The 25,962-nt window shown below is 51.8% G+C and carries 23 protein-coding genes; 3 read left to right on the top strand and 20 right to left on the bottom strand.

All coding sequences use genetic code 11. The annotated features are described in order from the left end of the window. Position 1 precedes the first annotated feature (1 nt). From F1381_RS07990 to F1381_RS07955, 8 genes are all read right to left on the bottom strand, one after another. Positions 2–832: a carbohydrate ABC transporter permease gene (locus tag F1381_RS07990; protein ID WP_187355246.1), complete on the bottom strand. Its 831-nt coding sequence runs from the start codon at positions 830–832 to the stop codon at positions 2–4. Beyond that, positions 832–1,716 (bottom strand): carbohydrate ABC transporter permease, encoded by an 885-nt coding sequence (locus F1381_RS07985; protein ID WP_151734309.1) that lies wholly within the window; start codon positions 1,714–1,716, stop codon positions 832–834. The genes F1381_RS07990 and F1381_RS07985 overlap by 1 nt, the downstream gene beginning before the upstream one ends. 165 nt (positions 1,717–1,881) lie before the next feature. Then, on the bottom strand, positions 1,882–3,291 hold the full coding sequence (locus tag F1381_RS07980; RefSeq protein ID WP_151734308.1) for an extracellular solute-binding protein: 1,410 nt from the start codon (positions 3,289–3,291) through the stop codon (positions 1,882–1,884). Positions 3,292–3,483: 192 nt separating this feature from the next. Beyond that, positions 3,484–3,975 (bottom strand): HIT family protein, encoded by a 492-nt coding sequence (locus F1381_RS07975; protein WP_151734307.1) that lies wholly within the window; start codon positions 3,973–3,975, stop codon positions 3,484–3,486. A gap of 184 nt (positions 3,976–4,159) precedes the next feature. Then, positions 4,160–4,897 carry a pyruvate formate-lyase-activating protein gene (pflA, locus tag F1381_RS07970; RefSeq protein ID WP_151734306.1) on the bottom strand — a complete coding sequence of 246 codons (738 nt, stop codon included), beginning with the start codon at positions 4,895–4,897 and terminating at the stop codon, positions 4,160–4,162. A 141-nt stretch (positions 4,898–5,038) separates the two neighbouring features. Beyond that, positions 5,039–7,300: a formate C-acetyltransferase gene (gene pflB, locus F1381_RS07965; protein ID WP_151734305.1), complete on the bottom strand. Its 2,262-nt coding sequence runs from the start codon at positions 7,298–7,300 to the stop codon at positions 5,039–5,041. Positions 7,301–7,557: 257 nt separating this feature from the next. Further along, positions 7,558–10,179, bottom strand: a complete 2,622-nt coding sequence (gene adhE / locus F1381_RS07960) for a bifunctional acetaldehyde-CoA/alcohol dehydrogenase (protein WP_151734304.1) — start codon at positions 10,177–10,179, stop codon at positions 7,558–7,560. A gap of 619 nt (positions 10,180–10,798) precedes the next feature. Then, positions 10,799–11,605: an alpha/beta hydrolase gene (locus F1381_RS07955; RefSeq protein WP_151734303.1), complete on the bottom strand. Its 807-nt coding sequence runs from the start codon at positions 11,603–11,605 to the stop codon at positions 10,799–10,801. A gap of 431 nt (positions 11,606–12,036) precedes the next feature. On the opposite strand from F1381_RS07955, the gene F1381_RS07950 reads away from it, so the two are divergent. Then, positions 12,037–12,756, top strand: coding sequence for a Crp/Fnr family transcriptional regulator (locus F1381_RS07950; protein ID WP_425495254.1), 720 nt, complete (start codon positions 12,037–12,039; stop codon positions 12,754–12,756). A 196-nt stretch (positions 12,757–12,952) separates the two neighbouring features. On the opposite strand, the gene F1381_RS07945 is transcribed toward F1381_RS07950, so the two are convergent. From F1381_RS07945 to F1381_RS07900, 10 genes are all read right to left on the bottom strand, one after another. Then, positions 12,953–13,429, bottom strand: coding sequence for an NUDIX hydrolase (locus tag F1381_RS07945; protein WP_187355245.1), 477 nt, complete (start codon positions 13,427–13,429; stop codon positions 12,953–12,955). A gap of 175 nt (positions 13,430–13,604) precedes the next feature. Beyond that, positions 13,605–14,390: a formate/nitrite transporter family protein gene (locus F1381_RS07940; protein ID WP_151734301.1), complete on the bottom strand. Its 786-nt coding sequence runs from the start codon at positions 14,388–14,390 to the stop codon at positions 13,605–13,607. A gap of 30 nt (positions 14,391–14,420) precedes the next feature. Beyond that, on the bottom strand, positions 14,421–14,762 hold the full coding sequence (nirD, locus tag F1381_RS07935) for a nitrite reductase small subunit NirD (RefSeq protein WP_151734626.1): 342 nt from the start codon (positions 14,760–14,762) through the stop codon (positions 14,421–14,423). A gap of 19 nt (positions 14,763–14,781) precedes the next feature. Continuing rightward, positions 14,782–17,208, bottom strand: coding sequence for a nitrite reductase large subunit NirB (gene nirB, locus F1381_RS07930; RefSeq protein ID WP_281349887.1), 2,427 nt, complete (start codon positions 17,206–17,208; stop codon positions 14,782–14,784). A 196-nt stretch (positions 17,209–17,404) separates the two neighbouring features. Next, positions 17,405–18,061, bottom strand: coding sequence for a hypothetical protein (locus F1381_RS07925; protein ID WP_187355244.1), 657 nt, complete (start codon positions 18,059–18,061; stop codon positions 17,405–17,407). A gap of 208 nt (positions 18,062–18,269) precedes the next feature. Further along, positions 18,270–18,992, bottom strand: coding sequence for an iron-sulfur cluster repair di-iron protein (ric, locus tag F1381_RS07920; protein ID WP_151734299.1), 723 nt, complete (start codon positions 18,990–18,992; stop codon positions 18,270–18,272). A gap of 206 nt (positions 18,993–19,198) precedes the next feature. Further along, positions 19,199–19,915, bottom strand: a complete 717-nt coding sequence (locus F1381_RS07915) for a hypothetical protein (RefSeq protein WP_151734298.1) — start codon at positions 19,913–19,915, stop codon at positions 19,199–19,201. Between the two features lie 235 nt (positions 19,916–20,150). Next, on the bottom strand, positions 20,151–20,468 hold the full coding sequence (locus F1381_RS07910) for a winged helix-turn-helix transcriptional regulator (protein WP_151734297.1): 318 nt from the start codon (positions 20,466–20,468) through the stop codon (positions 20,151–20,153). Between the two features lie 124 nt (positions 20,469–20,592). Next, complete coding sequence (locus tag F1381_RS07905; RefSeq protein WP_151734624.1) at positions 20,593–20,916, bottom strand: hypothetical protein; 324 nt, start codon at positions 20,914–20,916, stop codon at positions 20,593–20,595. Positions 20,917–20,945: 29 nt separating this feature from the next. After that, a complete protein-coding gene (locus F1381_RS07900; RefSeq protein ID WP_151734296.1) occupies positions 20,946–21,881 on the bottom strand; it encodes a Gfo/Idh/MocA family protein in 936 nt (311 codons plus the stop codon). Between the two features lie 113 nt (positions 21,882–21,994). Between F1381_RS07900 and F1381_RS07895 the strand changes: the two genes are divergently transcribed. Both F1381_RS07895 and msrB read left to right on the top strand, forming a co-directional pair. Beyond that, entirely contained in the window at positions 21,995–22,630 is a 636-nt protein-coding gene (locus F1381_RS07895; RefSeq protein WP_246187952.1) for a TVP38/TMEM64 family protein, read from the top strand. Positions 22,631–22,755: 125 nt separating this feature from the next. Next, the gene (gene msrB, locus F1381_RS07890) at positions 22,756–23,754 is read left to right on the top strand and encodes a peptide-methionine (R)-S-oxide reductase MsrB (protein ID WP_425495259.1); all 999 of its coding nucleotides are present in this window, start codon (positions 22,756–22,758) and stop codon (positions 23,752–23,754) included. 462 nt (positions 23,755–24,216) lie between these two features. Here the strand turns inward: msrB and F1381_RS07885 are convergent, their stop codons facing one another. Together F1381_RS07885 and F1381_RS07880 are read right to left on the bottom strand one after the other, a co-directional pair. Next, the gene (locus F1381_RS07885) at positions 24,217–24,624 is read right to left on the bottom strand and encodes a GNAT family N-acetyltransferase (RefSeq protein WP_151734295.1); all 408 of its coding nucleotides are present in this window, start codon (positions 24,622–24,624) and stop codon (positions 24,217–24,219) included. Positions 24,625–24,659: 35 nt separating this feature from the next. Next, entirely contained in the window at positions 24,660–25,802 is a 1,143-nt protein-coding gene (locus F1381_RS07880; RefSeq protein ID WP_151734294.1) for a DUF4349 domain-containing protein, read from the bottom strand. Positions 25,803–25,962: the final 160 nt, after the last annotated feature.

The following is a 25,962-nucleotide window of genomic DNA, read 5'->3' as shown; positions in this document are numbered from 1 at the left end:
ATTATCCTTTTACGCTGCCCGCCGTGACGCCTTCAATAATCTTCTCCTGCAGTATGGCGTAGATCACAACGACCGGGAGTACACTGTACACAATCCCTGCGGACATTTGCGCGTAATTCATCTGATATTGATCGCGGAATTGGACCATTCCCACCGGAAGCGTGCGCAGTTCGTCATCCTTCAGAAAATAATTGGCCAGCAGGAATTCATTCCAATTTCCCAGGAAATTCACAATGAATACCGTAACCATGGCGGGAACCGTCAGAGGTACAATAATCTTAGCAAAGATACCCGGAGCCTTCAAGCCGTCCATGACCGCCGCTTCCTCAATTTCCGAGGGCAGTGAACGCATGAATGCCGCCAGAATAATGGCCGTGAACGGGATCGCATTGGCGATATACGGAATAATCAGGGCCAGATGCGTATCGAGAATATGCAGCTTGCTCACAATAATGTAAATCGGAAGCATCAGTGCATTGTTGGGAATAAGCATGCCCAGCAGCATCAGCGAGAACAGAATCGTGTTCCATTTCCCGTGGCGCATCCGCGTGACCGCGAAGGAGAACATCGAAGCAATCAGTATAGACACTACAGAGGCAAGAACGGAAATATACAAGCTGTTGAAAAAAAAGGTGCTGATTCTCGCGTTCACCCATGCTTCCACATAGTTATTCCAGACCAGTTCCTGCGGGATGCCAAACGGATTCAGCGCGATTGAGTTATTGTCCTTCTTCACCGAGGAGAACAGCACGAACAGGAACGGAAAAAGAATGACGCACAGATAACCCAGCAGGACAACGTGGGGCAAACCTTTCTTCACGGTCCGTATCATTAGTACTCAATCCTTTCGCTCCGCCGGGCAAACAGCAGTTGATACAGGACGGTAACCACCAGTGTGAACACGAAGATCAGAACCGCAATGGTATTGCCGTATCCATATTTAAAGTTGGTAATCGCATATTTGATCATATAGGTGGCCATGACTTCGGTGGAGCCCGCCGGTCCGCCCTTGGTCATGACAATGACGATGTCGGCCGCCTTCATCGCCCCGGCGATGGACAGCATGATGACAACGGAGATAATCGGCACGATCAGCGGCAGGGTAATGCGCGTGGCCCGCTGGAAGCCGGTGGCGCCGTCGATGGCTGCCGCCTCCTCCAGTTCGCGAGGAATCGCCAGAATGGCCGCCAGCACCATTACGATATAAAATCCGGTCCACTGCCAGGCATTCGTGATCAGGATGGACAGCATCGCGAACCGTTCATCGGACAGCCAGTATACCGGCTCAATGCCGAATAGACCGAGAATATTATTGAACAGCCCGATATTCGGCTCATAAATGAACCCCCACAGGATGCCGATCACGGCCGTGGACATGATGGACGGCATAAAGACCGCTGTCTTATACAGTCCTTTGAGCTTCTTTACATTGGCGATCAGCAGGGAGAAGAACACGATCAACGGGACCTGGATAAAGACGGAGAACAAAATAAAACAGCCGTTGTTCTTCACCGATACCCAGAACCGTTCATCGCCCAGCGCTTTGGTGTAATTATCAAAGCCGGTGTACTTCACCGTCTCGGATACGCCATTCCAGCTGGTTAAGCTGTAGTACAATGAACTGAAAATCGGATAGATGAAGAACATCAGGAACAGCACAAGCGCCGGAATGACGAACAGGATAAATACGAGGGGACTTCTGAGTGCTTTATTCATCGTTTACCTCCGATGGCTAGACATCTGTAGCAGTGATAGGCCCCCACAAAGTGAAGCTTTGCATCGAAGCTGATTCAGGTACTTTGCGGGGACCCCGAAGACTGTATATATAGATGGAAGTACCCTGGAGCCAAGGGCACCAGGGTACATTCGGATCAGCCCCGCTTATTCCACCGCTGCATTAGCTTCCTCTTGAACTTTCTGCAGTGCCTCGCCCATCTTCTCCGGTGTCGTCTGTCCGCCGATCAGCTTCTGGATCTGGATGTTACTGATCTCGGTAGTCACATCAGCCTGCACCAGCGAGTCAAACGCCGGGAACGACGATGCGGAGCTGTTCAGCACGGCCACGATTTCCTTCATCAGATCATCGGTAATGTTCGCATCCAGCACCGACTGGTCCAGCTTCATCGCCGGAAGCACTCCATCCTCAACCAGTCCGCGCAATTGCATTTCTTCATTGTACATATTCTTTATGAACGACTTCACCGCGGCCAGTTGCCGCTCGTCTTCCCCTGCCGTTGCCGAGAAGCCGTATCCGTTGTTTACATCGCGCATCAGCGCCGTCTGATCGCCTACGCCGCCGTCCACCGGCGGGATGTTGAAGAAGCCTACTTTGCCGATCAGCCCTTCGCCGGATTGGCCTTCCTTGAAGACGGACGATTTCCACGTGCCGTCATACATCAGAATGGCTTCGCCGCTGGTGAATTGGGTCGTGTATTCAGCGTATTCAAAGCCAAGCTCGCCTTTCTTGAAGTAGCCGTTGTCGACCCATTCCCTGTATTTCGCGAAGCCCTTGACCACATTCGGATCGCTCCACTTGGCTTCGCCTGTGGCGAACTTCGCAGTTACGTCCGGTCCGGCGTAACGCGACCACAGGTGATTAGCGAGCATCAGCGGCACCCAGCCGGCCTTGGAAGCGCCGGCCAGCGGCACCTTGCCGTCAGCCTTAATGTCGGCCAGCTGCTTCTCCAGATCGGCGAAGGTCGCCGGTGCACTCCAGCCTTTGCTTGCATAGTATTCTTTATTGTAGAAGAAACCCTCACCGGAACCGCCAATCGGCAGCCCGTAGATTTTGCCTTCATAAGTGAACGGATCGAGGTTGGAGAATTTATCCATGATGCCCAGCTCTTCAAGAATCGGGGTCAGATCAAGCAGCTTGCCCTCTTTGGCGTAGATTTTGGAATCCGGGCTGCCGAACAGATCGAAGACTTCCGGCGGATTGCCGGCGGCCATCTCCCCGCGCAGCTTCTCCTTCCGGTTAACGTCGGAGTCTACCCCATCCAGCTTAAAGGTCAATCCCGGCACTTCTTCCTGCACCTTGTTGACGACATCCTGCAGGATGGCCAGACGCTTCTGTTTGTCCGCGCCGACCTGCGTATGCCGGATGGTCATTTCGAACGGCTCAGCACTGGCCGGCTCTTCTGTAGCCGGAGCATTTGTTGCAGCCGTGTTGTTAGGTGCATTGGTTCCAGCAGCAGCATTATTTCCTTCATTATTGTTGTTTCCTCCGCATCCGGCCAGCAGACCTGAGGTGACGGCGATGAGTGACAGCAGCAATACCAGACTCTTTTTCATATCGGGTGACCCTCCCCATTTCGATTGTGCTCTACAGGTTTAATTATAGAAAAGGTCTATCCGTCCCGTAAGGTTGAGATTTATCTACAAAAGGGATAAAAACGTCTAATGTAAGCGAATACAAGGTACTTTTAATAACGTATAAGGTTAGATTTTATTACAGATACTATTTCCCGACACTAAAAAGCGATGTTATACGTCAATAACTCCTACATCTTTCTCGTCAAAATTAAAATGGTTCCGTAATTTATCCGCATACACCTTGCGTTCGTCAGCTGTAGTCTTGCGGTGTGCGGATGTATACAGCTCATCGTTCCGGTAACGCGGAAACACATGTAAATGATAATGCCACACATCCTGATTCCCCGCCGGTTCGTTATGCTGCCTGCTGGATACGCCGTCGCAGCCGTATACCTGCTTCAGTGCCTTGGCAGTTTCAATTTCAAACCGGTGAATGGCGTCGGAAATTTCGCCCGGCAGGGAGTAAATATTCTCAATGTGTTCATTCGGTATGATCAGCACATGGCCGGGATTGTTCACGAACCACCGCGAAGCAATAAAGGCTGTAATGTTCTTATCCCTGTAAAAGATATCTGTTATCTTTGATTCGACCCGGGAATCCTTCGTGCCCTGCAGAAGCAGGCAGAAGGGGCAAGGATAGGAATCAGGCATATGGGTAATCATTCGCGGAGCCTCCTATGTAAATATATTAATATGACTAATTAATCTTGAGTCATTATAGCATTTCATCCCTGTGCTGAAAGTAAGATAAGCCACTGCTTCCAGGGTAATACGGAATTCAAAACAAAAAGCCGCTCCCGAATAACGATACCCGGGAACGGCTTATCCACTGCTGCATTGCATGCTATTATACCAAAGCGGTCTGCTTGCGGCCTTCTTCAATCAACCGGTAAGCACGCTGCACTTCTTCGTCATCCGGAGAAGGCACGCCTTCCAGCTCATAGGGACGGCCAAGCATTTCCCATTTATAAATGCCCATCTGGTGGTAAGGAAGGATTTCGAATTTCTCCACTCCGTTTAAGGTGCCGATGAACCGGCCCAGATTGAGCAGATCCTCTTCCTTATTATGAATCCCCGGAACGTAGACGTGGCGGATCCACATTTTACGGTTATTGTCGGACAGCCAGCGGGCCAGCTTTAATGTGCGCTCATTGGATTTGCCGGTAAGCTTAATGTGAGCCTCATTGTCGATATGCTTCAGGTCCAGCAGAACTAGGTCGGTCACATCCAGCAGATCACTGATCTTCGAACCGTCGTTATAGCCGTTTGTATCCAGCGTGGTGTGCAGGTTCCAGCGCTTCTTCACTTCCGTAAACAGTTGCTTGACGAAATGCGCCTGCAGTGTGGGTTCGCCGCCGGATACCGTCAATCCGCCGCCGGAAGTACGGTAATAATTGATGTATGGCTCAATTTCAGCCAGTACCTGTTCAAGGCTCATTTCCTTGCCTTCATTAAGCCCCCAGGTATCCGGGTTATGGCAATACTGGCATTTCAGCAGGCAGCCTTGCATGAAGAGCACGAAGCGGATACCGGGACCGTCGACTGTGCCGAAGGTTTCTAAGGAATGTATATGTCCATTAGCCATATGATGACATCCTTTCGAAGAAAAAACTTAAAATTTTAATGAAATGAAAGCAAGATTTTACCGCCCCTGCGGACAAGGGCGGCATCCTCTCACAGCTATTGCGCTGTATACCAAGACCCAAGCTTATAGCTTAAGTGTATATTACATGGAGCTGTGGAACGTACGGTTGATAACATCCAGCTGTTGCTCACGGGTCAGCTTGATGAAGTTAACAGCATAACCGGATACGCGGACCGTCAGCTGCGGGTAGTTCTCCGGATGATCCATAGCGTCGATCAGCTGCTCGCGGTTAAATACGTTAACGTTCAAGTGCTGAGCGTTGTTGTGGAAGTATCCGTCCATCATGAACACCAGGTTGGACTTGCGTGTTTCTTCGTCTTTACCCAGAGCCTTTGGCACGATGGAGAACGTGTTGGAAATACCGTCCTGTGCATCGGAGTAAGGCAGCTTGGCAACAGAGTTCAGGGAAGCCAGTGCGCCTTTCTTGTCGCGTCCGTGCATTGGGTTGGCACCAGGTGCGAAAGGTTCGCCCTTCTTACGACCGTCAGGTGTAGTACCTGTCTTCTTACCGTATACTACGTTCGAAGTGATGGTCAGAACCGATTGAGTCGGCATAGCATCACGGTAAGTTTTGTGTTTGCGGATCATCGACATGAAGGTTTCAACCAGCTCAACTGCGATGCTGTCAACAGCGTCGTCGTTGTTGCCGTAGCAAGGGAACTCACCTTCAGTTTCGAAGTCAACGGCAATGCCTTGTTCGTTGCGGATCGGCTTAACCTTCGCATATTTGATAGCGCTCAGGGAGTCGGCAGCAACGGACAGACCAGCGATACCGCAAGCCATGGTACGCAGAATGTCGCGGTCATGCAGCGCCATTTCGATGCGTTCGTAGGAATATTTGTCATGCATATAGTGGATGATGTTCAGGGTGTTGACATAAGTCTTAGCCAGCCATTCCATCATCGGCTTGAAGCGTTTCATCACTTCGTTGTAGTCCAGATATTCGGAAGTGATTGCCGGATATTCAGGACCTACTTGTGCGCCGGACTTCTCGTCTACACCGCCGTTGATGGCATACAGCAATGCTTTGGCCAGGTTGGCACGGGCACCGAAGAATTGCATTTGCTTACCAATGCGCATTGGGGATACGCAGCAGGCAATGGCGTAATCATCGCCCCAATATGGACGCATTACATCGTCGTTCTCATATTGGATGGCACTGGTTTCGATGGATACTTTGGCACAGTACTTCTTGAACGCTTCAGGCAGTCTTTCGGACCACAGAACCGTCAGGTTTGGTTCCGGAGCCGGACCCAGGTTGTACAGGGTATGCAGGAAACGGAAGCTGTTCTTGGTGACGCGGGTAGTTCCGTCCTCGGACATACCGCCGATGGATTCCGTTACCCAGGTAGGGTCGCCGGAGAACAATTCGTTATAGTCAGGCGTACGCAGGAATTTCACGATACGCAGTTTCATTACGAAATGGTCAACAATTTCTTGCGCTTGCTCTTCGGTAAGAGTACCTTCTTCAAAATCGCGTTGTGCATAAATGTCGAGGAAGGAGGATACGCGTCCCAGAGACATTGCCGCACCGTTCTGTTCTTTAACGGCTGCGAGGTAACCGAAGTATACCCATTGAGTAGCTTCCTTGAAGTTGTTCGCTGGCTTGGAAATGTCCATCCCGTGCGTAGCAGCCATTTCTTTCAGCTCGCCCAGTGCGCGGATTTGCTCCGACAGCTCTTCGCGCAAACGGATTACCTCTTCAGTCATGGAATCCACTTCAAGCTCAGCTTGTTGCTGTTTCTTGTCTTTAATGAGGAAATCGATACCGTACAGAGCAATGCGGCGGTAGTCGCCGATGATGCGTCCGCGGCCGTAAGCATCAGGAAGACCTGTGATAACGCCGGATTTACGCACAGCTCTCATTTCTGGTGTATATGCATCAAATACGCCTTGGTTATGCGTTTTGCGGATATTCGTAAACATATCGACAATGTTCTGCGGAAGCTCGAAGCCATAAGCTCTGGTAGCGTCGATCATCATCTTGATGCCGCCGAACGGTTGAATGGAACGTCTGAAAGGAGCGTCAGTCTGTACCCCTACGATTTGTTCCTTATCCTTGTCGATGTAACCCGGGTTGTGGGAAGTGATTGTGGAGACTGTATCCAGGGATACATCCCAGACGCCGCCTCTTTCTCTTTCTTCCTTGCTCAATTGGGAGATAATCTTCCACAGTTCAGTAGTGTTGCTGGTAGGTCCTACGAGGAAATCTTCATTTCCTTCATAAGGTGCAATGTTCTTGGAGATAAACTCGTTAACGTCGACTTTCTTGGACCATTTGCCCTTGTTAAAACCTCTCCAACCGGACTTCACTTCTTGTACTTCTCTTTCAATCACCGACATGCTTAATCCCTCCATCTATTTTTGTGGAGATCACGGGTTTGAAGGTTTATCCCGTGTCTCTTGATTCCATAAGAGATAAAGTTGTTCCAAATTTCACAATCGCTTCTGTATCCCAGGAATCAATGTTGTTTATACAAACATTTTAGTTTATTTTCTGAAAATGGACTGTGACAAATATCACTTTTTCGGTGATATTTGTCACTTCCATCCACTTCCATATTAACCTTTTAACCAATCCTCAGGCAAATAACCGTGAATTAGTTGTCAAAACGTCCGTAGAACGCGTTGCGGTATACGTCAGCCAGCTCGGAAACCAGCGGCAGCTTCGGATTGGCAGTGGTGCATTGGTCTTCAAATGCACGGTCTGCCAGGTAGTCTACGCGGGATTCGAAATCCTTAGGATCAAAGCCCAGCTGCTGGAACGATTCTTCGATACCCAGCTTCTTGTTCATCTCGCGGATAGCGTTGATCAGGCTTGTAACGCCTTCTTCCGTAGTGCGGGCAGGCAGGCCCAGGATACGGGCGATTTCAGCATAACGCTCGTCAGCTACAAAATGCGAGTATTTCGGGAACGAAGCAAACTTCGTCGGTTTCTTGGCGTTGTAGCGGATAACATGCGGCATCAGGATAGCGTTGGTACGTCCATGAGCCGTATGGTACTGGCCGCCCCATTTGTGCGCCAAGCTGTGGTTGATGCCCAGGAAAGCATTGGCGAAAGCCATACCTGCAAGCGTAGAAGCGTTGTGCATTTTCTCGCGGGCCAGCTTGTCGCCGGTCAGCGCCGACTTCTCCAGGTACTGGAATACGAGCTGGATAGCTTTGATTGCCAGACCGTCAGAGTAGTCGCTGGCCATTACCGACACATAGGCTTCAATCGCATGGGTCAGAACGTCCATACCTGTATCGGCTACTGCAGTTCTTGGCAAGCTATATACAAATTCCGGATCGACGATAGCTACGTCAGGAGTCAGCTCATAATCAGCCAACGGATATTTGGTGTTAGCTCCTGCAGTTTTGTCGGTAATAACCGCGAAGGAGGTTACTTCCGAACCGGTACCCGAAGTTGTCGGAATCGCAACGAATTTCGCTTTTTTGCCGAGTGTCGGATATTTGTATACGCGTTTGCGGATATCCATGAATTTCTGTTTCAGATTGTTGAAATCTGCATCCGGATGTTCGTAGAACAGCCACATGCCCTTGGCAGCATCCATAGGGGAACCGCCGCCGAGTGCGATGATGCAGTCCGGCTGGAATCTGTTCATCATGGCTGTGCCTTTTTCTACCGTAGTAGTCGACGGATCCGGTTCAACTTCCGAGAACACTTCGATAGCTACAGGAGTCTGGCGTTGACGCAGATAATGCTCAACTCTTTCCACATAACCCAGTTTAACCATCATAGGGTCAGTAATAATCGCAACGCGGGTAATGTCAGGCATTTTGGCCAGATACTGAGTGGAGCCTTTTTCGAAGTAGATTTTGTCCGGTACTTTAAACCATTGCATATTCACGGTACGACGGTTCACCCTTTTCACATTGATCAGATTGATGGCAGTTACGTTCTGCGATACGGAGTTGCGTCCGTACGAGCCGCAGCCCAGCGTGAGCGAAGGGATGTTGGTGTTGTAGATATCGCCGATGGCGCCGTGCGTCGAAGGCGAGTTCACCAGAATACGTCCGGTCTGCAGACGGTTCGAGAATTTCATGATGACTTCTTCATTGTTCGAGTGAATAGCCGAGCTGTGTCCCATGCCGCCGAATTCTACGATTTCAGCCGCACGTTCGATACCTTGGTCGGCGTTCTTCACCTTGTAGCAAGCCAGAACCGGGCTCAGCTTCTCGGCAGACAGAGGATATTTAGTACCTACGCCTTCGATTTCCGCTACCAGAATCTTCGTGCCTGCAGGAACCTGGATTCCGCACATTTCAGCGATCTTCACGGCGGACTGGCCGACGATTGCCGGGTTAACCGCACATTTTTCTACATTCATTGCTCCGTTAGTCAGCTTGGCAGCTTCATCCTTGTTGACGAAGTAGCAGCCGTTGGCGATCATCTTCTTCTTCACTTGGTCGAAGATGGCTTCTTCAATAATAACCGCTTGCTCGGAAGCGCAGATCATGCCGTTGTCAAACGTCTTCGAAAGAATAATATCAGTAACGGCCTGGTCAATATCCGCACTCTTCTCAATGAAGGCAGGCACGTTGCCCGGGCCTACGCCGAGTGCCGGCTTGCCGCAGCTGTAAGCTGCTTTGACCATCGCTCCGCCGCCTGTTGCCAGGATCAGCGCAACGTCCGGGTTGTTCATCAGTGCGTTGGTTTTGTCCATCGTCGGCAGCTCGATCCATTGAATACAGTTCTCAGGAGCGCCGGCTTTAACGGCGGCATCGTGAAGAATTTTGGCGGCTGCGGCACTGCACTCTTGCGCGGACGGGTGGAAACCGAATATAATAGGATTACGTGTCTTAGCGGCGATCAGTGCTTTAAACATCGTGGTGGATGTTGGGTTGGTTACCGGTGTGATGCCCATAACGATTCCGACCGGCTCGGCAATTTTCTGGAAGTTGTCATAAGGGTTGTCTTCGATGACGCCTACTGTCTTGTCATACTTAATGTTGTGCCAGATGTATTCCGTTGCAAAGATGTTCTTCGTGATTTTATCCTCGTAGACCCCGCGGCCCGTTTCTTCGACGGCCAGTTTTGCCAGATACATGTGTTTGTCGAGTCCGGCCAGAGCCATTGCATGAACAATCGTATTCACTTGCTCCTGATCCAGCGCCATATACGCTTCCTGAGCTTTCTTAGCTTTATCCACCAGAGTCTGAATATACTCTTCAGCGGTGGTTTGTTTCACTTGGGCGGCCACTTCGTTCTTCACTGCCATCTCCCTCGTCCTCCTGTCAATTTTTAGGTTGTTTATCTCTACACGTTTATCTTAGCACAACCTTTCCGGCTTTTAAAGTGAAATCTTTCACAAAGTATAAAGTTTTTTTTGATTTATTTTCAAAGCGCTTACATTCAAACATATAGAACCTCTTTTAACATATATAGGTAATTGAAACGCTTTATTTCGACGTTTCTGTGACATGGACTTGACAACAGAAACGTTAAAAAGCGGCATCTTCGGCATTTTTTTATCCATATTGTGGTGTTAGTTACTTTTTCATATCGTTCTTATTATATTTATTGATATTGCCCTCTGCTTTAATCGAACCTACCTTTGCGCATTAAGCCTCTTAAATTTGAAAATAAAAAAGGAAGCGTATCCCCCCTGCCCGCGCTATCCGGAATTGAAAATATAAATTTATAAAGCCTCAAGTATAAATTTATTATTAGGATTTTGGGGAGCGGCGGGATTCAAGCATTTGTCTTCCGCTTATAGTTCGGTCCGCTGACAGCAGGCGCATAGGACACAAACAGATCATAACCTCGACTGGCACAGCAAAGGACTGCCCTGAGACAGTCCCCCCGTAAACTACCATTGAGCATTCAACCGTCTATGCCTAAACAGCATAACCATGCAGCTTCAGCCAGGAAGCGCAGGCATCGGTCCAGTGACACGTATGCGGCTCCTCGCCGGCCAGTCCCAGCCCGTGCCTGCCGTGTGTATACACATGCAGATCATACGGCACTCCATGGCGGGCAAGCGATGCAGCCATACGCAAGCTGTTCTCTACCGGCACAGCAGCGTCGTCTGCGGTGTGCCACAGGAAGACCGGCGGCGTCTCTGCTGTCACTTGAAGCTCACTGCTCAGCAGCTTCACCAGTTCTTCCGCAGGCTCCGTGCCCAGCAGATTGGTCTTTGAGCCTTGGTGCGTCACTGCGTCATCCATTGAGATAACCGGATAGCATAGAATGGCGAAATCCGGACGGCTCGACTCGCGCTCGAGCGGGTCCGCGGATTCCTTGTCACCGTGACTATACAGTACGGCGGACGTCGAAGCCAGATGGCCTCCCGCCGAGAAGCCCAGTATTCCTAGCCGGACTGGGTCGATGCCGAATTCGTCCGCCCGCAGGCGCACGGTCTGCAGAGCCCGCTGGGCATCACGCAGCGCATATGAATATGGATATGGCGCCACCCGGTAGCGCAGCACAAACGCCGAAATGCCAAGCGTGTTCAGCCATTCGGCCACTGGGACCCCTTCATGGTCGGCCTGCATCCCGTAGCCCCCTCCCGGACAGACAATAACGGCGGCGTTCCGGTCTCCGGGCAGCAGGTACGGCATCACCGCCGGGCGGTCTTCATCGCTGCTGCCCAATGCCCCCGGCACTGCGTCCGGCCATAATTCGATCCATTCCTTCTTGATCATCGCTTCAACTTCCTATCTATAATAGAATAATGATGATTACAGGCACTCCCGGCACCTATGAACATTAGTCTATCAAGCGCTTACAATTCATGCAATCCCGCCGGTATACCTTTGACTCCGCCCTGTATATCAGGATAGCTGGTGCGTACCATCTTCAATCAGGCAATATAGATATGTGCATTTTTAAATAATTCAGGAAATCAGGCAGGATGGGGTAAGATCTACGAAAGCTGCTATTTAACCAATTAGAGGTGGATTTATCGGAGGGTTCAGGGTAAAATCAGAACAAATCCTACGCAAAAAGTGAAAATTATCACAATGTTGAAATTTCGACACTTTTTCGCGAAAATTTTTAACCATAAAGAGGAATTTCAAGGTATAATTAATTTAAAATTTACTGAAAAACTGAGGGAATAAAGGGGATATCGATTATGATAAAGGAACATTACAATGTTATCGAAGCCCACGGCAACACGAATTGCTTCTCTGAGCAGAACTTTAACCGGCTTCTCGTTACAATGAAGGAACGCATCGTTCCTGAGGGTTCGCACCTCTTCTGGGAAGGTGATTATTCGGATAAACTGTTCTATCTTAAACGTGGCCGCGTGAAGCTGACCAAATCGACGGATGAAGGCAAGGAACTGATCCTTTATATGTATCAGGCTGGTGACATGGTAGGCCAGGCAGACCCGTTCTTCAGCACGAAGCATAGCTTCACTGCCGAAGTCATCGAGGAGAGCGAGGTCGGTGTCATTGAACAGAAGGATCTGGAGATTCTGATCTGCCAGCATTGCGATTTTGCCATCGACTTCATGAAATGGATGGGCATTCACCACCGTCTGACCCAGACCAAATTCCGTGATCTGATGATGTACGGCAAACCGGGTGCGCTATGCTCTACGCTGATCCGTCTTGGCAATACCTATGGTGAGAAGAACGGCGACAGCATCCTGATCAACAAAAAAATAACGCATACTGATCTCTCCAACATGATCGGTGCAACGCGTGAGAGCGTCAACCGTATGCTGAGCGATCTGCGCAAGAAGGATGCTGTGGAATACGAGAACGGCATGATCGTGATCAAGGACCTTGGCATGCTGCAGGACATCTGCCACTGCGAACTCTGTCCTAACGAAATTTGCCGCATTTAATTCCTTTGTTATAATACCCTCTATTCTCCTCACTGAAACATATATGGCCCAAATAATTTAATAATAATAATAGAGTGGTCAAAGACGCCTGCACGGCGTCTTTTTTTATGACTCAAAGTGCCTATCGGGCGCCTAGCAATGTACTTGGACCGGCCTCCCTGACAAAGCCTCTGTCATAGAACAATCCTGTGCAGCCTCAGTCTTTGACCTCCCATTCCGGCCAATATTCGGCCTGCACGGACAGTTCGCCGCCGCTTATGTATTTTGCCGCCAGCAGCGCGACAGGCGAAGCTGTATCCGGGTTCAATGCCGCAGCATCCACCCATTCGGCTCCTAATGAATCCTGTTCGGCAAAAGTCCCCACCGTTGAAGGCTGCTGCTCTATAAGGTTAACCGTGTACAGCGCTGCAAGATGGTGCATATAAGTGAAGTTTTTCTCCTGATACCGCACAAAAAAATCATAAGCTCCCAGACTGTTCTGCACCGTAATTTTATATCCGGTCTCCTCCATAAACTCCCGTACGAGGCCGTCCGCCAGCGACTCGTTTGCCTCCAGGCGGCCGCCCGGCAAATCCCATCTTCCGGTATAAGCCCCTCTTCCCTTGCGGATAACCAGCAGTTTCCCGCCGTGCACGGCTATCCCGTAAACACCGAAATGATTGAAGCTGCGCATGATGCTCCCCTCTTTCTGATTGGCCCTGATATACGTTTCGGGGCAACCTTTGTGTACTGCTCCTTTTTCCATGGTAGCTCGCCTGGCCTTATAATGCAAAACAGCGTCCCTCAAACTACGGGGAGCGCTGTTTTTATGTTACTTTTTTCACATATAATTGCACACTTATACATCTTTATTTGCGCTTTGCCTTCACCGGCGAAATCAGCCAGTACGCCATGCCGACAAACACACCGCCGCCAATGATATTCCCCAGGGTTACCGGGATCATATTGTGCAGCCAGCCGGCGAAGGTGACGGTCTCCGGATGGTTCGGAAGCAGCACGGCAACGCTGAGCAGGGTCATATTGGCCACACTATGCTCATAGCCGCTGGCGATAAAGGCGAAGAGGCACCACCAGATCAGCACCAGCTTGGCAGGCTCGCTCTTGGAGCGCGCCGACATCCACAGCGCCAGACAGACTAGCCAGTTACAAAGAATGCCGCGGAAGAAGAGTTCCGAGTACGGCAGGGTCATTTTTTTGGCAGCGGCCGTAAAGATCAGATGGTCCGCCGGAGCCGCCTTGAACAGGCCCGTTCCCTGGATCAGCAAAGCAAGAATAACCGCCCCGGCCACATTGCCGAGGAAGACGATGACCCAATTCTTCGCCGTATCCTTGATGCTTGTTCTTCCCGCCAGCGTGCTGGCCGTGAAGAACATATTGTTACCGGTGAAGAGCTCTGAGCCGGCAAACACCACCAGAGTGAGGGCGATCCCGAAGGAAGCGCCCATCACCAGAGGCTGGAAGGGGGATTTCGCCGCAGCCAGCGGCGCACCCAGGGTGAAGATCAGAATAATTCCGATACCGACATAAGCACCGGCTAACAGGGCCGACAGAATATACCTCGGCAGGCTCTCATTCATTTTGTCGCGCTTCTGGACTGCAGCTTCTACGATGTTCTCCACATTTTGTGTAAACATACTTTATCCCGCCATTCCTCTTATAAAATACTAGCTATGCACTGCGGTGCCGTTCAGGCTGACACTCACGCTGTCTCCGTTCAGCGTAACCGGATAAGCCGCCACACGTCCCTGATCAGGAGCCTGAACTTCTCCGGTACGCAGGTCAATCTTCCAGTCGTAGAGCGGATCGTACAGATACTTGCCGGATACAATGCCTTCCGCCAGTGGACCGCCCTTAGGATGCGGATTGCGGTTCTCTACAGCGTAGATGCTGCCGTCCGATGTACGGAAGACAGCCAGCTCCACGTTCCCAGCCAGAACCACACGGCCGATTTGCGGCAGAAAATCCTGTACCTGACCGATTACAAATTCGTTATTTACCGTTTCCATCATCATCTCTCCTCCCGTGCTAGACCGTCGTCCGCTCATACAGAGCTGTACGGGTCTTGTCGTCCTTCAGCATCTTCTGCCACGGATCGGATACTTGGGCGAGCGCAAAATCGATGCGTGCCGCCAGTTCTTTCCGGTTGTCCGCGTTGTCCAGAATGGCGGATTTGATCTGTTCCAATCCGAGGCGTTCCACCCATTCCGAGGTTCTTTCCAGATAGTTGCCGGTCTCCCGGTAGTACTGCATGACGGCGGAGCAGACCTCCACCAGTTCTTCATCGGTCTTCACCTTGCAGAAGGAATCCGCAATCCGCGGTTTGATACCGCCGTTGCCGCCGATAAACACTTCCCATCCGCCGTCGTTGCCGACGATGCCGATATCCTTCGTGCAGGATTCCGCACAGTTGCGCGGGCAGCCGTTCACTGCCATCTTGAACTTGGCCGGGAAGTCCAGCCGCTCGTATTTGCGTTCCAGCAGCGCGCCCATACCCATCGAATCCTGCGTACCGAAGCGGCAGAATTGGGAACCGACACAAGTCTTCACCGTCCGCAGCGATTTGGCGTAAGCATAACCGGAAGGCATATCCAGCTCCTCCCATACCTTCGGCACATCCTCTTTCTTCACGCCGATCAGGTCGAGCCGCTGGCCGCCGGTCACTTTTACCACTTTGACATCATATTTAATGGAGACATCGGCGATCCGTTTGAGATCCTCAGGTGTAGTAACCCCGCCGTACATACGCGGCACTACTGTAAAGGTACCGTCCTTCTGGATATTTGCGCTCATCCGCTCGTTGACAAAACGCGATTCTTTCTCGTCCTCGTGCGTATCCGGGTATAGCATGCCGAGATAGTAATTGACGGCCGGACGGCACTTGGAGCAGCCTTCAGGCTGCTTCCAGTCCAGCACATGCATAACCTCTTTGGTCGTGCGCAGACCTTTAGCTTGAATCTCGGCCACGATCTCATCGCGGCTGAGGGTGGTGCAGCTGCAAATCCCTTGCTTCGCGCTCTCCTGGAAGCTGTCGCCGAGCACATATTGCAGAATTTGTTCGACCATCGGCTTGCAGCCGCCGCAGGAACGGGTCGCTCCGGTGCAGGCTTTAATCTCATCCACCGTTGTGAAGCCGTTCTCGGTTACGGCATCGACAATCGCTTTCTTTGTTACGCCGTTACAGCCGCAGACGATTTCCTCATCGGCCATGGCAGCTACGGAAACGCCCTTCTTGGCTCCGCCGCCACAGCAGCCGCTTCCGCCCATCACATCGGCATAAATCTCATCAGTCATTTCCGCACCCTGCTTCACCAGCTTCTGCAGAGCGGCCGAATCCGTAATATCACCGAACAGTACGGCACCGACAATCACGTTGTTTTTGAGCAAAATTTTCTTGTACGTCCGCTTCCATTCATCCTTGGAGGAGATTACAGTGTGCTCAGCGGTTTCGGTAAATTCACCGGCCGAGAAAACGTCCACACCGGAAATCTTCAGCTTGGTTGCTACAACCGATCCTTCATACGGCTGGGTTGCTGCGCCGCAGAGATGCTTGGCGAGGACCATGCCCTGTTCGAATAGCGGAGCAACCAGACCGTAGCAGACGCCGCGGTGTTCCGTACATTCTCCTACGGAATAGACGTTCTTCATGGAGGTCTGCATGAAATCGTCGACCACAATCCCGCGGTTCACAGTGATTCCGCTGTCCTTGGCCAGCTGCACATTCGGCTTGATGCCCACCGCCATGACCACAAATTCCGCCGGAAGCACGGTATCGTCGCTAAAGCGCAATCCGCTGACCCGCTCTTCGCCGACTAATTCCACCGTCTGCTTGCCCATCGCAAACTTCACGCCTTGGCGCTCCAGCTCAGCCTTCAGCATCGAGGAAGCTGTATGATCAAGCTGCCGCTCCATCAAGTCTTCCAGCAGATGCACTACAGTAACGTCCATGCCCAAGCCGACCAGCCCTTTGGCTGCTTCCAGACCGAGCAGTCCTCCGCCAATCACCGCCGCCGTGCGGTACTGCTTGGCCGCCGCCAGCATGGCATCGCAATCGGCGATGTCGCGGAAGCCCACGACGCCTTCCTTCGTATTGCCGGGGATCGGCAAGATGAAAGAGTTGGACCCGGTTGCTATAATAATTTTGTCAAATGGAATGTTTAGCCCGTTGTCTGTAACGATCTGCCGGGAGGCTTCATCAATACGCACAGCAGTTGTGCCTGTGTGCAGAGTGATGTGATTGTCCGCATACCACCCAAGGTCATTCAGAATAATATCCTCAATGGTCTTGCTGCCCTCAAGGACATAGGACAACATAATCCGGTTGTAGTTGGGATGCGGTTCGCTGCCGATCACTGTAATATCATACGCGCCGCCCAGCTTCAAAATCTGCTCTAAGGTGCCTACGCCCGCCATGCCGTTGCCGATCAATACTAGTTTTTCTCTCTCCAGACTCACTTGGATGAACCTCCTTAAGACTTCGATATCTCATGCAAATATCAGTTCGTAGTCAAATTATACGTTTTAAATTTAAAGAGCATTTGTGATTACAATCACATTAATTGTGAATGTTTTCACATATTTCTCCGAAACTGTTCAACACCAAATAACCCCACAAAGTGGGGCTATACCTTTGAGCCGATTCAGATATGTTCTATTGCAAGGTGAGCATGATTTCCAGCTCATCCTGCGGCTTAAGCATCATATCGATTCCGCTGTCCCGCAGGCCTTTGTTGTTAACCTGGAGCTTCCATTCCTCGTTGCTGAGCGGGGCATACCCTTGGGCTTTGACTACAGTCTTATTGTCCTCGGCCAGTTCAACAATATCACTGTTCTTCAGCAAGTTTCTGACTGTCATATCCTCTGTATAGGGAAGAACCAGAGATAGCGAGAGTTCCGGTTGCTCCGTACCACCGTTGACAGTAAGGATAACAAATTGCGGCATTTCCTCGCCCGGCCCGGGCTGTGCGGTATACACAATGTTGTCCTCCCGTTTCGCCTGAACTGTCCAATCGGTAACGACTTTACCGTTCACTTGCAATTCCCATCTCAAATCAGCTCCGAGCATTACTCCGTTCACTGCCGCAATCCCCTCAATGCCGCTGTAACTGGTGACCACCCCGCTGTTAATGAATAGCTCCTGCAGCGAATTGCCGTCCTGATAAGCCTCCGATAGCTGCCGGGCCGCATTGCCGGACAGATCGCGGTCGCCGACCACTACCGAAATCGCCGGGCCGCCTGCGCTGTGGGCCGCCGCTTTATCTCCGGAACCGGCGTCCTCCCGCGAACAGCCAGCCAGCACCAAAAGCATTAAAATGGTAAACCATATGTGTCTATGCTTCTCAACCCTCGCGGCCATTTCCCGTCTCGTCCTCCCCCGTCCATACGCCTTGCGCTGCTGCTTGCCGGATAGGCATCTTATCGCTTCTGTACACAGTCTATTCAAGGATAACGCAAACCGGCGCTCTTCTCAAATGAAAAAAGTCCCCGGAGGGACTTAATCAGCTGCAAATATCCTCTTATTGATAGCGAAGGAACAGAATGTTGTTCTCCAGATGCACATGCTCAAAGGTCATCCCTTCCAGCTCTTCCAGCCGGGCATAGGTCAGCCGGTAAGTGGTGCAGGCATGCGCCGGCGGAGTAAAATCATTGGTCACCTGACGCAGCTCCCGCAGAATCGCCCCCGCGCTGTCATGCTCTTCCTCCAGTGTATTCAGCAGCCCGCGCAGCTCCGCAAGCCCTTCGGCGCTCGGGTTCTCTTCATACGCCAGCATTTTGGGGAACTCTGCTTCCTCTTCCTGCGCGGTATGCTTCAGTAGATCCTCGCGCAGCAGATGGAACAGCCGGTACATCTCGGCCAGATGCGGGGAATCCTCGCCGTGCACCCGGAAGACTTTAGTCACGTTCTGGGCGATTTGCGGCAGCTCCTCCCGCAGATAGCGGTGGTGCTTGTTCACAATGTAATCAATCAGCTCACGGGACGGGGCGTCATTCCAGGCTGTATCCTCTTCCAGTACCGGATGCTCTTGAACCAGCTTATGCAGATCTCCGAGCAGTCCTTCTGTTTCCAAGCCTTTTTCCGCAGCGGCTTCAGCCAATGGCTTCGCGCCTCCGCAGCAGAAATCAATCTTTTGTGCTTTAAAATAATCCGCCGCTTTCGGGAATTGCAGAACGATGTCCCGTACGAAGTTCTCCCCGGTAAATTGAAGCGGTGCTCTATCCTGTAATTGATTGGCTGCCATTTAATGGCCCTCCCTCACATGTGTGATATAAGTTATTGCTTACTTATACACCTTAACGCGAACCCGGCAGTGAAGTAGTGATTCTACGCACTGGAGGTGTGGAGGGTTGATGAACGGGAATCAGTATTTGCGAAACTAGTCTCTTCCGGTCTGCTTCAGTATGGAATAGGCAAGCTCTGTCATTAGTGCCAAGCTACAATAATCTCTCACTGCACCATCGCCTTCATATACGTCCGCTTCCCCTGGGCATCCTTCAGATAAGGACCGAGCCCGGCAAAACGTGATTCATTCATATAGACGCCAGTCATCCAGCGGCCCTCTGTCAGTCCTCCGTTCCAGTGAAGCTCCAGGTCAGGTGCAGAAATCCATTCCTGATAGACCCGGATGTTCTGTTCCCGGTATTCTTTGCTGATTCTGCCGCTCTCCCGCAATGGCCGGTCGGTAAGATAGGTGGGCACAAAATAACTGGACACCAGTTCTAAATCGTCAGCATCCAAAAAAGAATCTTCCCGCAGAACCGGATGAAAAAGCAGCGTATTCTCATACAGCGACCAGATTACGGCCTGCAGCACCATGCTCTGGCGGAAGCCGTTATGAAACACATACCGCCGCTTCCGCGCGCCCTCTTCCGCTGCCGGATCCGCCTCCAGACAGTGCCGTTCACAGCCGATACACTTCCAGCCGGACGGGCTTTGAATCCATTTCTGAAACACCGTACCGCCGGAATTATCGCCTTTATATAATGAAGAGATAATGTCATAGGGTACACCGATCCATGAGTCCCACAGGGAATCCGGAAGATGCCTATGTAGCATGGCCAGCGTTCTGTCATACAAGAGCTGTACCCTGATTGCAGCCCGTTCCAATTCTGCGACGGCTTCTTTCCCATAGGTTATTTCCCGGGAAAACAAAGTGGTTGTCATCTTCCTCGCCTCCTGCTGGAATATATTTCTTCCGATGTACCGCATGGCGTGTCCATAATCACAATCCATCCGAGAATGCCTATCCGTCCATTACATACTTCCGCAATCTATAAAATTTGTTTTATTATATTACAATCTCACATACAATGTGCAACAATCTTGTAAATAAAGTTAAAAAAGCCTCTATCTCCGTAAGCGGAAAAAGAGGCATTTCTTAAGGGCTGCCGCATCCGGTCTATTCGACCCAATGCTCGGCCCAGGACTGAATCTGCTGCATGACCGGCTCCAAAGCCCGGCCTTTCGGCGTCAATTCATATTCAATTCTTACCGGAGTTTCCGGGTACACATGTCTGACCAGAATACCTTCACATTCCAGATCTTTCATCCGTTCGGACAGCATCTTGTCGCTCATCGACGGAATCAGGCCGGAAATATCCTTGAAGCGCTTCGGTCCGCTCATCAATGTCTGGATTATCAGTCCATTCCAACGCTTGCCTAAGAAAGAGAAGGCTGTTTCGAATCTTGGGCACATCGTCAGTTGATGTTCTTCCATTGTTCTCACCTCTCGCCTGTAAAGCTTACAATTAGTTAGTATATATAATTTTAACACATTTAACACAGAATGAACATCGTTTTACAAAAAAAGTTCATTTGCCATACCTATTATATCCCCGCTGTCAATCCCCTGTTCCGGGTTTGGCTGATTTGGCGGCTAACGCCTCGGTAACGACAAATGCCAGATCGTCGTTGCCGTAGAGGGAAAGAACACCCAGCACCGTATCACTCGAAATATTCCCTGCCTCTTCTTTGGGAACGGTCAAAGCCAGGGCTCTGCCAAGTGCGGCATTGTCTTCCTGTTCCGGATACGCCTGCAAATACAGCGCTTGCGGATCAAATCCGTTGTTTACACACCATTGGGCGAAGACCAGGATCATCATTTCTTCATCCCGTTTATAGCTTTCGATAATTTGTTCTTCCATAGTCTTGCGGTAATCGTCCATCATATAAGCTCCTCTCTAGCTGATTTACGTCAATCGGCAAGCTTCGCGGCCAGCTCATGGCTGGACAATACCGCTGAGGCGGAGATGCCGCATTGCTCCGGTGAATGAATGCATTTCAAAAAATGATTGACCGCTCCGCTGAATCCCCTGCGCTCCTGCACGGTATCCCAGCTGCCGAAGCCTTGGGTGCGGGGCAGCGCGCCTTTCTCATACAAGACCGCCCGTTCCATATCCGTTACCTCAACGGACCGTCCGTTTCCGTGCAGCTCCAGCTTCTCCAGATCGGCCCCGGCATCGCGGACCATGCTGAACATGCCAGTGGGGCCTTCGTTCCAGCCCAGCATGCCCGAAGAACGCAGCATCCGCCCGGCAGCGTCGGCTTTCAGGCTGCCCTGCAGCAGCTCGTAATCGCCGCCGTTTAACCACAACAGCAGATCCAGCATATGGATCAGATCGTCATACACTGTCTCTTTGCTGCTGCAGGCCTGCGGACGGGTCCGGTGCTTCACGGCAAGACAATGGCTGATGCCGCCGCCCTTCGTCAGCCAGGCTTTGGCCGCCGTATACATTGGAGCAAAGCGGCGGTTGAAGCCGACGCCCAGCAGCAGCCCTTTGTCCCCGGCCAGCTCCGCCATCCGCCGCGACTCCTCCAAATGATAAGACAGCGGCTTGTCTACATATACTGAAACCCCTGCTTCCAGACACTTCATGACAATGTCATAATGAGTCTCCGTTGGGCTATGCACAAATACCGCGTCCAGGTCCCAGGACAGCAGTTCATTAAGATCTGTAGTTCCTTTGGAAAACCGGTAGGAGGTTAGCGCTCTCTGTACAGTAGCCGGGGACTGGCTGAGAACGCCCGCCACCTCCACCTGCTCATGCCGGGAGAGCAAGGGCAGATACACTTTACGGGCAATATCGCCCAGGCCGACTAATCCGACCCGGATGACGCCGGAATGATTCATTGAGATCTCCCCTTATGCTTTTATAGATGTATTATACAGGCACAACGCTCCCGCACAAATGATCTTTGCTTCATGTTTTGCATTTTTTTCAGTATGATGAGATGAATAACCGGATGAAAGGGCAATCTATGATGAGCAAATGGCTGACCGCCGCGGTTTATGTTTCAGCTGTAATCTGCACGTTTATCTACAGATATGATATTTTGGCCTGGCTGCGCGGGGATCATAATCCGGCGCTGGTGATCGGCGCCGCCACACTGCTGGCCTTAATTCCGGTGCTGCCGTATAAGCTGGTGATCGGCGTATTCGGGTACAGCCTCGGCGCTGCCGGAGGGGCGCTGACCAGTTGGACGGCCACTACACTTGCCGCTGCGCTGATGTACGGCCTAGTAAAACACCTGGCCCGCAACAAGGCCAGAGCCTATCTGGCTACGGTGCCGGCCCTGGACAAGTTCACCGCAGCAGTAGAACGCCAGCCGTTCGCTGCAGTGGTACTGGCCAGGCTGGCCCCGGTGATTCCTCAGGCTGCGGTAAATGTATATGCCGGAGCTGCCGGGCTGCCCTTCTGGAGCTATCTTGCCGCTACTAGCCTCGGCAAAATCCCCGGGATCGCGCTCTACGCCTTCCTCGGCGAAGAATTGCTCCGCCGCCCGCAGCATGCAGTAATTGCTGTACTTGTGTATGCTGCAGTTCTATTCACTGCCGGATGGTCCGTAAAGTACAGCAGGTCCAGGAATAAATCCGTATAATCACCTGCCAACACGCAGAAGAGGCACAGCCAACTGGCAGCCATCGTAAATTTCCTTTATAATTAGTTATAAATTGTGATCTATTTAATTGCACAATACGAACTGGAGGGATACAAGTGAGTGATATTCAGTCTGAACATATAAACAGCACTCCCGGCCAAACCAGTGAAAAGGCCACCTTTGCCGGCGGCTGCTTCTGGTGCATGGTATCGCCGTTCGAAGAGCTGCCCGGCATCCTCTCCGTCGTCTCCGGGTATACCGGCGGTCATACCGTCAACCCCACCTACGAAGAGGTCTGCTCGGAAACGACCGGCCACGTAGAAGCGGTGCAGATTACGTTTGACCCGTCTATTTTCCCTTACAGCAAGCTGCTGGAGCTGTTCTGGCAGCAAATCGACCCTACCGATGCCGGCGGACAGTTCCATGACCGGGGCTCCTCTTATGAAACGGCGATCTTCTACCACTCCGAGGAGCAGCGGCAGGCTGCCGAGGCTTCCAAAGCAGAGGTTGCGGCCAGCGGACGTTTCTCGGGACCGGTTGTAACCCCGATCCTACCAGCCAAGCCGTTCTACCCTGCGGAGGAGTACCATCAAGGCTACCACCGCAAAAATCCGGGCCATTATAAACGTTACCGCAAGGCTTCCGGCCGCGAGGCGTTTATCGAGCAGCACTGGAAGCACAACGAGGATAAAGCGAGCCTGAAGCAACGGTTAACGCCGCTGCAATACGAGGTCACGCAGAACAATGCCACCGAGTCGCCGTTCCACAATGAATTCTGGGATCATCACGGCGATGGCATCTATGTGGATATCGTCTCCGGCGAACCGCTGTTCAGCTCACAGGACAAATACGACTCCGGCTGCGGCTGGCCAAGCTTCACCCGGCCGCTGCGCGATTATTCCGTTAAGGAGAAAACCGACCTCAGCCATATGATGATCCGCACTGAGGTTCGCAGCCGCGCTGCCGATTCCCATCTCGGCCATGTGTTCACCGATGGGCCGGGGCCAAATGGCCTGCGGTACTGCATCAATTCGGCGGCCCTGCGGTTTGTGCCGAAAGAGGATCTGGAGAAGGAAGGCTACGGGGAATACCACGTGCTGTTTGAGAACAGTTCGTCCAACTGAGACGATTCATCGCTCCAGCGTCTGGAACGCAGCAAGTTGCAGTAATGCGCCATCTAACTCGCAAGAAAGGACTGCCAGGAGACGTCTGTAGCTGGAATCCATAGATTTGGCTTAAACGAGACATTAGTTTGATTTTCACCGTTTAAATTGCCTCTATCCTCCTGGTTGCAGTAATCTAATTCGAAAATCGCCACTTAAATGCAGTGATAATTAGTACCTGAGTGAATTCTTGTCGAAATAGATGGCGAAAATCGAATTACTTTCACAAAATAGCACTGTACACAGAAAATAAGTGGCGGAAATCTAACTAGCGTCTTGATCGCTTCATAGCCAGGCACCTTCTACCTTGCAAGAAAGCTCTTGCACGTCCGCGCACACGACCTTAGATTCAATCCGCTTAAGGGAATAGCACTACAAAAGCCTCCGGGCCGCCCACAATGGCCGGCCCGGAGGCTTTGTCTGTCAAAAATGCAGGCTCATGCCGGGTGCATCGGCCGGTCTCCGGACAAAGCCGAATTGTTCATAGAAGCCGGCTTTGCCTGCGGCGGCAGACAACTGTACCCAGCGGATGCCGCTTTGCTTGCAGTGCTCCAGCAAGTGCTCCATCATGGCCTTGCCGAATCCGCGGCTCCGGTATTCCGGGGACACGATTACATCGCAGATCAGACACTGGATCACACCGTCCGAGACGATCCGCCCCGAAGCGGCCAGCTTTCCATTGCTATAAATGACAGCGACATACCAGCTGTTCCGCAGCGCCTGATGCAGCCGCTCCGCATCCCATTGGCCGTCCGGGTCCCAGCCGGTGGAGCTGTACAGCTCATAATATTCCTGCAGGCCGGGAAGCCCGGCGCTCACCAGTAACGACATTGTTCTTCCTCCTACTATTTCACGGAAAATCCAAATCAAGACTTCTCGCGGTCATCGCCAGGCCCGGACGGGTCCTCCGCTTGCAGCGGTTCGCCGGGCGGCAACGTTTCCCCAGGTTTCGGCCGGCCGATGCTGCGGAGACGCTCAAGCAGCTCGGACTCGCGCCGCTTCGATTTTTTGCGGATAAACAAAGCAATGGCCACAATGACACCTATGACAACCAATACCGGCAGAGCCCCGGACAGAAATACGAATAACCATTGAAAGGTGACGGACAGGGCGTTAAGGCTGCCTTTCCAGGCGTCAGAAGCTCTGCTGAGCAGCGGGTCCTGCTCTTTCTTCGCTGCATCTGCGGTCAGATCGTCCACTTGATACAAACGAAGCTCCACTGTAGAGAACGAGACATTCTGATCGATGTAGCGCATTCTGCCCTTGATCTGCGCAATCTCTTCCTGGATGGCTCCGAGCTGGTTAGCAAAGGCAACGAGATCGGCGGATTTCGTCGCTTGCTCCATAAACTCCAAATACCGCTTCTCCATCAGCTCCTTAGCCTTAAGTGTCGATTCCAGATCGACGTATTCCTCCGAGACATCCTGGCCCTGGATGCTGCGCTGGAGGTTCTCATTCTCAATCTTCTCCAGATTGTCCAGGAACGGCGAGAACCCCGAGGCCGGAACTTTCAGGATAAAGGTCCCGCCGCGTTCAAAATCGCTTACATTCTCGCTGAACTCAATAATATAGCCTCCTGCCAAGGTGACCATGTTCCGCACCTCGGTCTGCGCCGCAGTGTAATCCTTGACTTCCATAACCAAGTTGGCCTTATATATCAATTTCTTGTTCAGTCCGGCGGCGACGTCGCCGCTGGAAATTCCACTTGCCGCTTCCGCGGTCTTCTCGCTGTCCAGCCGGGGAATTGAAGCACTCCCGCCGCCGCCCACCGCATTCGCGCCCCCTGCCTGATCGGCCGAGGTCGTGCTTGCCATTGCCCCGCTCTCCTCCGCGGACTCCGCCGGAGCCGCACCGCTGTCGGCAGAAGAGTCGGAGCCGCTTACGGATAATGAGCTTTCTGTTGCAGCATTGTCAGCCGCCGTATTATCGTTTCCCGCTGAACCGCACCCGGCCAGAAGCACCGCCACAAACATCAGACTGAGCAGATAATGCAGACCCCATTTGCGCATTTCGATTGACCTCCCATGTGTAATGATTGCCACTGCTTACATCGTACAGCTTGCCTGCCGCAGAGCTTTATCTTCTCTATGGTACTCCGCGTTACTGTTCCAGACGTGTAAGATGCTGGAAAGTTGCGGCCCCTTGGGAAATTCAGTTTTTTTCCGGGTA

Source organism: Paenibacillus tengchongensis, from assembly GCF_008973665.1.
Classification (GTDB): Bacteria; Bacillota; Bacilli; order Paenibacillales; family Paenibacillaceae; genus Paenibacillus_AQ; species Paenibacillus_AQ tengchongensis.
Note: the sequence above shows the minus strand (reverse complement) of the source record. Positions and strands in the feature narration are given on the sequence as shown.